Consider the following 8,592-nt stretch of genomic DNA (forward strand, 5'->3'; position numbering starts at 1 on the left):
TGGCAGTACCAGATGGCTGCCTGGCGCAGGCTACTGGACCAGCGGGCGATTCGCCAGAGCATGTCGCGCAAGGGGAACTGCCTGGACAATGCGGCAATGGAAAGCTTCTTCGGTACACTCAAGGCAGAGTTCTTCTACCTGAACGAGTTCGACAGCGTAGAACAGCTACAGGTCGGACTCCAGCAGTACATCCATTACTACAATCACGAACGCATACGGCTGAAGTTAAAAGGGCTGAGTCCCGTGCAATACAGAACCCAGCCCTTGGGCATCCAGCCTCTTTGAACCGTCCAACTTCCGGGGTTCAGTTCACGCATGCAGCCTTTTTCGTTTTCGACGCGCTTCTAGCGTGTCGCGGTCTCGTCGGGCGTTTCGACTACCGACGTATCCGCCACTGCGCCGAGACGTTTGCCGAGACTGACGACCTCATCCATGCGATAGCCCAGCGCCTCATAAAAGCCGCGCACGTCGGCCCTGGTCGACAGCACCTGCAGGTTCACCTTCGGACAGCCAAGCGCTGTCAGCGCCGTTTCCGCATGCTCAACCAGACGCGTGCCGATGCCGCATCGTCGCATGATCGTATCGACAGCAAGCGAGTAGAGCCAGCCGCGATGTCCGTCGTAACCTGCCATTACGGACCCGATAATTCGACCGCCGGTCTCGGCGACGAAGAACAGTTCGGGCTGCGTCGCGAGCTTGTTCGCGATCGACAGGCGCGGATTACGCTGCGGCCGGGTGACGTCCCGATACTCCGGAAACGCGTCCTGCCACAGCGCGACGACGGCATCGGTATCGGCGGCATCGAAGCGGCGGATCGAAGGCATGTCGGTCGTTGTCATGCGGGTGCGCTCGCGGGCGATTAAAGCGAGTCGAGAATCGAACGCAGCATCGCCATCATCTGGTCGATCTCTTCGTTCGTGACGTTGAGCGCCGGCATGAAGCGCAACAGGTTCGGACGCGCCGCGTTCAGCAGCAGTCCGTCGGGCTGCATCAGACGCGCCTTCTCGACGACCTGTGTGCCGATATCCTTGCCGAGCAGCAGCGCCCGCAGCAGACCTTCGCCCCGCTCACCGAGGAAGCCGCGCTCCTCCGACAGCTCCAGCAGCTTCGCGCGCAGATACTCGCCGCGCGCCCGCACGCCTTCGAGGAAGCCCGGCGCCGTCAACTGCGAGATCACCGAATAACCGACTGCCGTCATCAGCGGATTGCCGTTGTACGTGCCGCCCTGATCGCCGGCTTCGAACACCTGGACTTCGGCTTTCGCGAGCAGCGCTGCCAGCGGCACCCCTCCGCCGATGCCCTTGCCGAGCGTCATGATGTCCGGCTCGATGCCCGACAGTTCGTACGCGAAGAGTGTCCCCGCACGGCCGCAGCCACTCTGCACTTCATCGACGATCAACAGCAGGTTGTGCTGCTTCGTCAACGCGCGCAGTTGCTGCATGAATTCGCGCGTCGCAGGGATCACGCCGCCTTCGCCCTGGATCGGTTCGAGCATCACAGCGACGGTCTTCTTCGTGATCAGCTTCTCGACCGATGCGATATCGTTCAGATCGGCCTTCGGGAAGCCCGGCACCTGCGGTGCGTAGATCGTGTCCCAGCCCGGCTTGCCGCTCGCCGACATCGTCGCGAGCGTGCGGCCGTGGAAGCTGTGATCGAACGTGATGATCTCGTACGCGCCGTCCTTATGCTTCTTGCCCCATTTGCGCGCGAGCTTGATCGCGCCTTCGTTGGCCTCGGCGCCGCTGTTCGCGAAGAACACCTTGTCGAAGCAGCTGTGCTGCGTGAGCAGACCTGCCAGCTTCGCCATCGGTTCGTTGTAGAACGCCGGCGACGGATTGATCAGCGTGCGCGCCTGTTTTTCGAGCGCTTCGATCATGCCCTCGTTGCAATGACCGAGGCTGTTGACAGCCCAGCCCTGAATGAAGTCGAGGTAGCGCTTGCCTTCGTTGTCGTAGATCCACGAGCCCTTACCGTGCGTGAAAACGATTTCGGGCCGGTTGGTGATGTACATCAGCGACTCGATCGGATACTCATTGAATTTCATGGCGGCGGGGCTCCATTCGAAGCAGTGGGGTTGAACAAGGGACCGGAAAAACAAAAAGCCACGGAGGTCCGTGGCTTTCATGATTCGAACAGCTTGCACCCTGTGTAGGCGCGAATCCGTGACGAAGCCAGCGGCGCCCCTAAGGGAGCGGCGAGCGGCGGCGTCGAAGTTCGGACTGGATGCGGTTCATGCGCGAAAGAATACGACAACGCGCCGGGCGGTGTAAACCACGAATTTTGAGTCGGGGAAAGTTTTTGCTCGAGAAAGAACGAAGTGTGCTGGGTGAGCAGGCCGCAGCTTTGCTCAGCCGTATCAACTCACTTCGTCCGTCAGTCGACGTTCAAACCGGATTCGCCAGATCCGCCGCACTGGTGAACGAGTCCGCATAGAACTCGTCTTCCGGCAGCTTGTGATGCGCGGTGAAATCGCGCTGTGCCGACTCGACCATCACCGGTGCGCCACACGCGTACACCTGATACCCTGACAGGTCCGGCAGATCCTCGATCACTGCACGATGCACGAAGCCCGTGCGACCCGTCCACGCATCGTCGGCATCGGGTTCGGACAGCACCGGCACGAACGTGAAGTTCGGCACGTCCTTCGCCCATTGCCCGGCGAGTTCGAGCAGATACAGATCCTTCTTGCGACGCGCGCCCCAGTAGAGCGTCATCGGCCGGTCGATGTTCTTGAAGATCGCGTGTTCGACGATCGCCTTCAGTGGCGCGAAACCCGTGCCCGAAGCGAGCAGGACAATCGGCTTGTCCGAATCTTCGCGCAGGAAGAACGTGCCGAGCGGCGCTTCGAAGCGCAGGATGTCGCGCTCTTTCAGCGTGTTGAACACGTGATCGGTGAACACACCGCCTGGCATATGGCGGATGTGCAGTTCGACCGGACCTTCGGCATGCGGCGCGCTCGCCATCGAGTAGCTGCGGCGCTTGCCATCTTTCAGGATGAATTCGAGGTACTGGCCGGCGAGATATTGCAGACGTTCATTGGCGGGCAACTGAAGCTTCAGCACGACGACGTCGTCGGCCTTGCGCTCGACTGCGTTGACGCGACACGGCAACTTCTTGACCTGCACATCGCCGACACCCGCCACTTCGCGGATATCGACTTCGAGGTCGGAGCATGCCGTCGCGCAGCACAGGAGCGCCATGCCACGGGTCTTTTCATCGTTCGACAATGCCGACGACGAATGCGGGCGCTGCTCGATTTCGCCGTTCACGATCGTGCCCTTGCACGAACCGCACGCGCCGTTCTTGCAGCCGTACGGCAGACCCACGCCCTGGCGCAGGGCCGCGATCAGCACGGGTTCGTCGGGTTCTACCTGGAACTGCCGGCCGCTTTGCCGGAGTGTTACGTTAAATGCCATATGTCGATCGGAAACGAAAAGTCGGTAATCGGTGCGCGCCGTACTTGACGGCTACAATGCGTCCACCATGAAAGCGACACGAAATCTGCGCCGGCCGCGCGTGCTGATCGTCGGTTGCGGCGATGTCGGCATGCGCTGCGTCGAACTGCTGCGCCCGCGCGCACACATCTTTGCCCTGACGAGCCACGCCGCGCGCTGCGCCGAGCTGCGCGCAGCGGGTACCTCACCGCTGGTCGGCGATCTGGACGTACGTCGCAGCCTGAAGCGTCTCGCGGGTCTGGCGCCCGCCGTGCTGCATCTTGCCCCGCCACAAAAGACCGGTGACGACGATCGCCGTACGCGTGCACTGCTCGCCGCGCTCTCGTCGCGACGCATGCAGCCCGCGCGCGCCGCTGTCACGCCGGTCGCGCGGTTACGGCGTTCGCGCGCCGCATGGATGGATCGCGAAACGTCCAATATTGTACCCGACCGGGGTGTCCGGCTTGCCCGATCCGCCGCGCCGCTGCGCGTCGTCTATGCGAGCACGACGGGTGTTTATGGTGACTGTGGCGGCGCGTTGATCGACGAGACGCGCACCGTGCAGCCGGCGAACGATCGAGCGAAGCGTCGGGTGTCGGCGGAGCAGCAGTTGAGGCGGGCCACCGCGCGCGGATCGGTGGCGGCCACCGTGGCGCGGATTCCTGGCATCTACGCAGCTAACCGGTTACCGCTCGCGCGGCTCGAGAAGGGGACGCCCGCACTAATCGACGCCGATGATGTGTACACCAGCCACATCCATGCCGACGATCTCGCGGCAATTCTCGTTCGGATGGCGACGCACGGCAGGCCGGGGCGCGTCGTGCACGCATCGGACGATTCGGAGCTGAAGATGGCGGCGTATTTCGATGCGGTCGCCGATGCGTACGGCCTGGCGCGCGCGCCGCGCGTCACGCGCGAGCAGGCTGAGCAGATACTCGAGCCGATGTTGCTGTCGTTCATGCGCGAATCGCGACGTCTTTCAAACGCGAGGATGAAGCGCGAATTGCGCATGCGTTTGCGCTATCCGACAGTGCAGGATTTTCTGCGGGGGAAGGGGCAGCCGCACGACTAGCAATGTCCAGCGACGCCAGTCGTCGGCGGTCCAGCGCGCAACTCGCTGACGCCGCCTGTTGTCGTGTGCTTCGATGGTTGCGAATGTCGGTCAACTGCGTGTCCCGCGGACAACGCGAACAACGCGGCTATCGTCATCAAAAACGCCAGTACCACTCACGTAATCGCGGGCAGCGCTTCCAGCAGTACGAAGCACAGGATTGCGCCGACCAGCGCGCCGATGAGGCTCGGAGGATATCGGTGCCGCAGACGTATCATTGCCAGCGCACCGATGACGAGGACGACCCCGAAACACATGAACGCGATCGTCATGGTTGAAAGTTCATAACCATCGTGGATGATCATGGCGCCCCTCCTTGAATACTTTTTAATCGTTGTTTGATCGAGTATAGGGCGAGTTGAAAGGAAGGGCATGCTGCGTCGCAGCGCAATGCGTCCCTTTTTGTGCGGCAGTGTGAGGTGGATAACGCTTCAGCAGAAAGGTGGCGGAATTCACGCCGCCGCCTTCCGTGTTTACCCCGCCCGCAGGGCAGCAAGACCGGCTTCGTCGAGCCATTCCCACGTACCTTCGGCGAGCGTCGACGGCAACGCCAGTCCACCGATGCGCTCCCGATGCAGTGCTTCGACGCGATTGCCCGCCGCCGCCACCATGCGCTTCACCTGGTGATACTTGCCTTCCAGCACCGTGAGTTCGAGCGCGTGTTCATCGCGCGCCTGTGCGGCGACCGCAGCGACCGGCGCCGGCTCGCCATGCAAGAGGACGCCGTTGCGCAACGCGTCGAGTTGCGCGTCATCGAGCGGATGGCGCGTGGTCGCGAGATACACCTTCGGCACCTTTCGTTTTGGTGAAGTGAACGCGTGCACGAACTGGCCGTCGTCGGACAGCAGGAGGAGGCCGGTGGTGTCCTGATCGAGGCGTCCGACGCACTGCACGCCGCGCGTCGCGAACTGCGGCGGCAGCAGGTTGAAGACGCTCAGATGATGCTGCGGATCGCGCGAGCATTCGTAACCCGCGGGCTTGTTCAGCGCAATGTACGCGTGCTCGTGATAGCGCCAGGCGGTCTCGTCGATGACGAATGTCAGCGTGTCGGTGGGGAAGTCGGCGTCGGGATCGGCGCAGACGGCGCCTTCGATCGACACATGGCCGCCGGTGACCAATGCGCGACATTGGCGTCGTGAGCCGAAACCCTGGGAAAACAGCACGCGTTCGAGATTCATTGAGGAGCGGAAAGACGGAAAAGCGGCGGAGCGAAATCCGGGTGAGCGCGAGCCGGCGACGGGCCGCAGCCCGTCGCATCGCGTGCATTCTACCCGGCGTGTGTCGCGCCTATTTGCTCTGCGCCTTCGCCGCCTGCTCGATCAGCGCCGCGACTTCAGCGGGATGCGACATCGGCGCGAGATGGCTCGACGGCACTGAAACGATCGTCGCGCCGATGCGTTTCGCCATCCATCGCTGGGCTTCCGGCGCCACCGCGCGATCCTTCATGGTCACCATGTACCACGAAGGCTTCGACTTCCACGCGGCCTGAGTCACGGGTTCGCCGAATGCCTTGCCCGAAACCGGCTGCTCGGCCGCGGCGAGGATGCGCGTTTGCGTCTCCGGTACATCAGCGGCGAAGTCCCGATGATATTTCGCCGGATCGAACCACAGGAAGCCGGTTTCGTCGGGCTTGATGCTTTCGCCGGCGGGCGCCGACGGGCCGTGCTTGAACATGTCCATCGTCGATTCGCCGACATCCGGCGCGATCGCCGTGATGTACACGAGGCCGACCACGTTCGGCGCATCCGCGCCCGCTTCGGTGATGACGGTGCCGCCCCACGAGTGGCCGACCAGGATCGTCGGGCCGTCTTGCCGCGCCAGCACGCGTTTCGTGGCAGCGACATCGTCGGCGAGCGAGCTCAGCGGGTTCTGCACCGCCGACACGTGATAGCCCTTCTTCTGCAGCAGGTCGATGACGCGGTTCCAGCTCGAACCATCGACGAATGCGCCGTGCACGAGCACGACATTGCGCACAGGTCCGGAGACTGACGCGGACGGCGGCGCGGAGGGGCTGGCCGGCGCGGCCGTCTGGGCGTTGACGCCTGCGGAAACACACAGGGCGCACAACAGGACAACGCGAATCAGATGTTTCGGCGACATGGCTTTCCTTTCGCTGAACCGGAATGCCGACCTTACCGAACTGTGCCGACGGTAGCAAGCGGCGTCTTCACGGGCCGGCCACGTCGTAACAGGAGCGCGCGCCGTCTTCCGGCGCCGGCCAGCCGCGAACGGCGCGCGCGGTAAAATCCAGGGTTTCGCCGGGCGTACGCAGCAACCGCTTCCGGCAACCGGTTTCCATACAGCGGAGCGCGACACCTTGAATAGTCCACAGCAGCACGACGGCCTGAAGCGTGGCCTGAAAAACCGTCACATCCAGCTGATCGCGCTGGGCGGCGCGATCGGCACCGGCCTTTTTCTCGGCTCGGCCAGCGTATTGCAGGCGGCGGGTCCGTCGATGATTCTCGGTTATGCGATCGGCGGCATCATCGCGTTTTTCATCATGCGACAGCTGGGCGAAATGGTTGCGCAGGAGCCGGTCGCCGGCTCGTTCAGTCACTTCGCCTACAAGTACTGGGGCGATTTCCCCGGCTTTCTGTCGGGCTGGAATTACTGGGTGCTGTACGTGCTCGTCAGCATGGCCGAACTGACGGCCGTCGGTACTTACGTGCATTACTGGTGGCCGGGCGTGCCGACCTGGGTCTCGGCGCTCGTGTGCTTTGTCGCCATCAACGCGATCAATCTGGCTAACGTGAAGGCGTATGGCGAGACCGAGTTCTGGTTTGCGATCGTCAAGGTCGTGGCGGTGATCGGCATGATCCTGTTCGGCGGCTGGCTGCTGATCAGCGGACACGGCGGTCCGCAGGCGTCGGTCACGAACCTGTGGCGCGATGGCGGCTTCTTCCCGCACGGCTTCCATGGGCTCTTCATGATGCTTGCCGTCATCATGTTCTCGTTCGGTGGGCTCGAACTGATCGGCATCACCGCAGCGGAAGCCGATGAACCGCAAAAGAGCATTCCCAAAGCCGTGAATCAGGTGATCTACCGGATCCTGATTTTCTATATCTTCTCGCTGACGGTTCTGCTGTCGCTGTATCCCTGGAACCAGGTGGCGTCGGGCGGCAGCCCGTTCGTGATGATCTTCTCGCAGATCGGCGCGGGACTCACGGCGCACGTGCTGAACCTCGTCGTGCTGACGGCGGCGCTGTCGGTCTACAACAGTGGCGTGTACGCGAACAGCCGCATGTTGTACGGCCTCGCGGAACAGGGCAACGCGCCGCGCGCGCTGCTGAAGGTCGACCGCCGCGGCGTGCCGTATATGGCGATTGGTCTTTCCGCGCTCGCCACGTTCGCCTGCGTAATCGTCAACTATCTGATTCCCGCCGAAGCGCTCGGCGTGCTGATGGCGCTGGTCGTCGCGGCGCTCGTGATTAACTGGGCGCTAATCAGCCTCACGCACCTCAAATCGCGCAAGGCGATGGTGCAGGCAGGCGAGACGCTCGTCTTCAAGTCGCTCTGGTATCCGGTCAGCAACTGGATCTGCCTCGCGTTCATGGCGATGATCCTCGTGATTCTCGTGATGACGCCCGGTCTCTCCGTTTCGGTGTTGCTCGTGCCGGTTTGGCTGATCCTGATGTGGGCAGGTTATGCGGCGAAGCGCCGCTCGGCTGCGAAGCTTGCGCAGGCGGGTACCGCGTAGGCCGATCCGGTTTCAACCTTGCCGGGCCGGACGCCGCGCAGCAAAAGGGCCTGCTGGATTATCTCGCCACGCAGGTTCCGCTCGGGCGCGCCGGCGCACCGGATGAGATCGCAAAGGCCGCCCTGTTTCTCGCGTCCGACGATGCGGGTTTTGTGAACGGCATCGAACTGTTCGTCGATGGCGGGATGGCGCAGATTTAAGCGTCGTTCCTGTTTCGTGAAGCGATAGAGAAACGGCGGCCACATTCCGGTGGCTTGAACTGAACCCCAAGAGTTGGACATAGATCCGACCCTTGGGGTTTTTTCATGGCGAAGCACGACGCGAAGCTCAAACTCAAAGTAGTAAGGCGA

General features: G+C 62.7%; 9 protein-coding genes and 1 pseudogene. 4 read left to right on the forward strand and 6 right to left on the reverse strand.

Annotated features, from left to right (window positions below; genetic code table 11):
• A partial coding sequence (locus tag P3T16_RS34520; protein WP_429345625.1) for an IS3 family transposase occupies window positions 1–285 on the forward strand: 285 nt, incomplete at its 5' end.
• A 59-nt stretch (window positions 286–344) separates the two neighbouring features.
• On the opposite strand, the gene P3T16_RS34525 is transcribed toward P3T16_RS34520, so the two are convergent.
• From P3T16_RS34525 to P3T16_RS34535, 3 genes are all read right to left on the reverse strand, one after another.
• Window positions 345–839, reverse strand: a complete 495-nt coding sequence (locus tag P3T16_RS34525; RefSeq protein WP_429345626.1) for a GNAT family acetyltransferase — start codon at window positions 837–839, stop codon at window positions 345–347.
• Window positions 840–859: 20 nt separating this feature from the next.
• Window positions 860–2,044, reverse strand: a complete 1,185-nt coding sequence (locus P3T16_RS34530; protein WP_429345627.1) for an acetylornithine transaminase — start codon at window positions 2,042–2,044, stop codon at window positions 860–862.
• Window positions 2,045–2,384: 340 nt separating this feature from the next.
• A complete protein-coding gene (locus tag P3T16_RS34535; protein WP_429345628.1) occupies window positions 2,385–3,416 on the reverse strand; it encodes a CDP-6-deoxy-delta-3,4-glucoseen reductase in 1,032 nt (343 codons plus the stop codon).
• Between the two features lie 67 nt (window positions 3,417–3,483).
• Between P3T16_RS34535 and P3T16_RS34540 the strand changes: the two genes are divergently transcribed.
• The gene (locus tag P3T16_RS34540) at window positions 3,484–4,506 is read left to right on the forward strand and encodes an NAD-dependent epimerase/dehydratase family protein (protein ID WP_429345629.1); all 1,023 of its coding nucleotides are present in this window, start codon (window positions 3,484–3,486) and stop codon (window positions 4,504–4,506) included.
• Window positions 4,507–4,661: 155 nt separating this feature from the next.
• Here P3T16_RS34540 and P3T16_RS34545 read toward each other — a convergent pair whose 3' ends face one another.
• The 3 genes from P3T16_RS34545 to P3T16_RS34555 all read right to left on the reverse strand — a co-directional run bounded on the left by P3T16_RS34545 (window position 4,662) and on the right by P3T16_RS34555 (window position 6,645).
• Window positions 4,662–4,850: a hypothetical protein gene (locus P3T16_RS34545; RefSeq protein WP_429254575.1), complete on the reverse strand. Its 189-nt coding sequence runs from the start codon at window positions 4,848–4,850 to the stop codon at window positions 4,662–4,664.
• 168 nt (window positions 4,851–5,018) lie between these two features.
• On the reverse strand, window positions 5,019–5,723 hold the full coding sequence (locus P3T16_RS34550; RefSeq protein WP_429345630.1) for a pseudouridine synthase: 705 nt from the start codon (window positions 5,721–5,723) through the stop codon (window positions 5,019–5,021).
• Between the two features lie 109 nt (window positions 5,724–5,832).
• Window positions 5,833–6,645 (reverse strand): alpha/beta fold hydrolase, encoded by an 813-nt coding sequence (locus P3T16_RS34555; protein ID WP_429345631.1) that lies wholly within the window; start codon window positions 6,643–6,645, stop codon window positions 5,833–5,835.
• A 217-nt stretch (window positions 6,646–6,862) separates the two neighbouring features.
• Here P3T16_RS34555 and P3T16_RS34560 point away from each other — a divergent pair, with 217 nt between their 5' ends.
• Window positions 6,863–8,242 carry an amino acid permease gene (locus P3T16_RS34560; RefSeq protein WP_429345632.1) on the forward strand — a complete coding sequence of 460 codons (1,380 nt, stop codon included), beginning with the start codon at window positions 6,863–6,865 and terminating at the stop codon, window positions 8,240–8,242.
• Between the two features lie 14 nt (window positions 8,243–8,256).
• A pseudogene (locus tag P3T16_RS34565) lies at window positions 8,257–8,442 on the forward strand (SDR family oxidoreductase); the annotation flags it as partial.
• Window positions 8,443–8,592 lie beyond the last annotated feature (150 nt).

Source organism: Paraburkholderia sp. GAS42 (assembly GCF_050436565.1).
Classification (GTDB): Bacteria; Pseudomonadota; Gammaproteobacteria; order Burkholderiales; family Burkholderiaceae; genus Paraburkholderia.

Coding starts and splice junctions, on each gene's coding strand:
- P3T16_RS34525 (WP_429345626.1), bottom strand. CDS start 839: ATGACAACGACCGACATGCCTTCGATCCGCCGCTTCGATGCCGCCGAT.
- P3T16_RS34530 (WP_429345627.1), bottom strand. CDS start 2,044: ATGAAATTCAATGAGTATCCGATCGAGTCGCTGATGTACATCACCAAC.
- P3T16_RS34535 (WP_429345628.1), bottom strand. CDS start 3,416: ATGGCATTTAACGTAACACTCCGGCAAAGCGGCCGGCAGTTCCAGGTA.
- P3T16_RS34540 (WP_429345629.1), top strand. CDS start 3,484: ATGAAAGCGACACGAAATCTGCGCCGGCCGCGCGTGCTGATCGTCGGT.
- P3T16_RS34545 (WP_429254575.1), bottom strand. CDS start 4,850: ATGATCATCCACGATGGTTATGAACTTTCAACCATGACGATCGCGTTC.
- P3T16_RS34550 (WP_429345630.1), bottom strand. CDS start 5,723: ATGAATCTCGAACGCGTGCTGTTTTCCCAGGGTTTCGGCTCACGACGC.
- P3T16_RS34555 (WP_429345631.1), bottom strand. CDS start 6,645: ATGTCGCCGAAACATCTGATTCGCGTTGTCCTGTTGTGCGCCCTGTGT.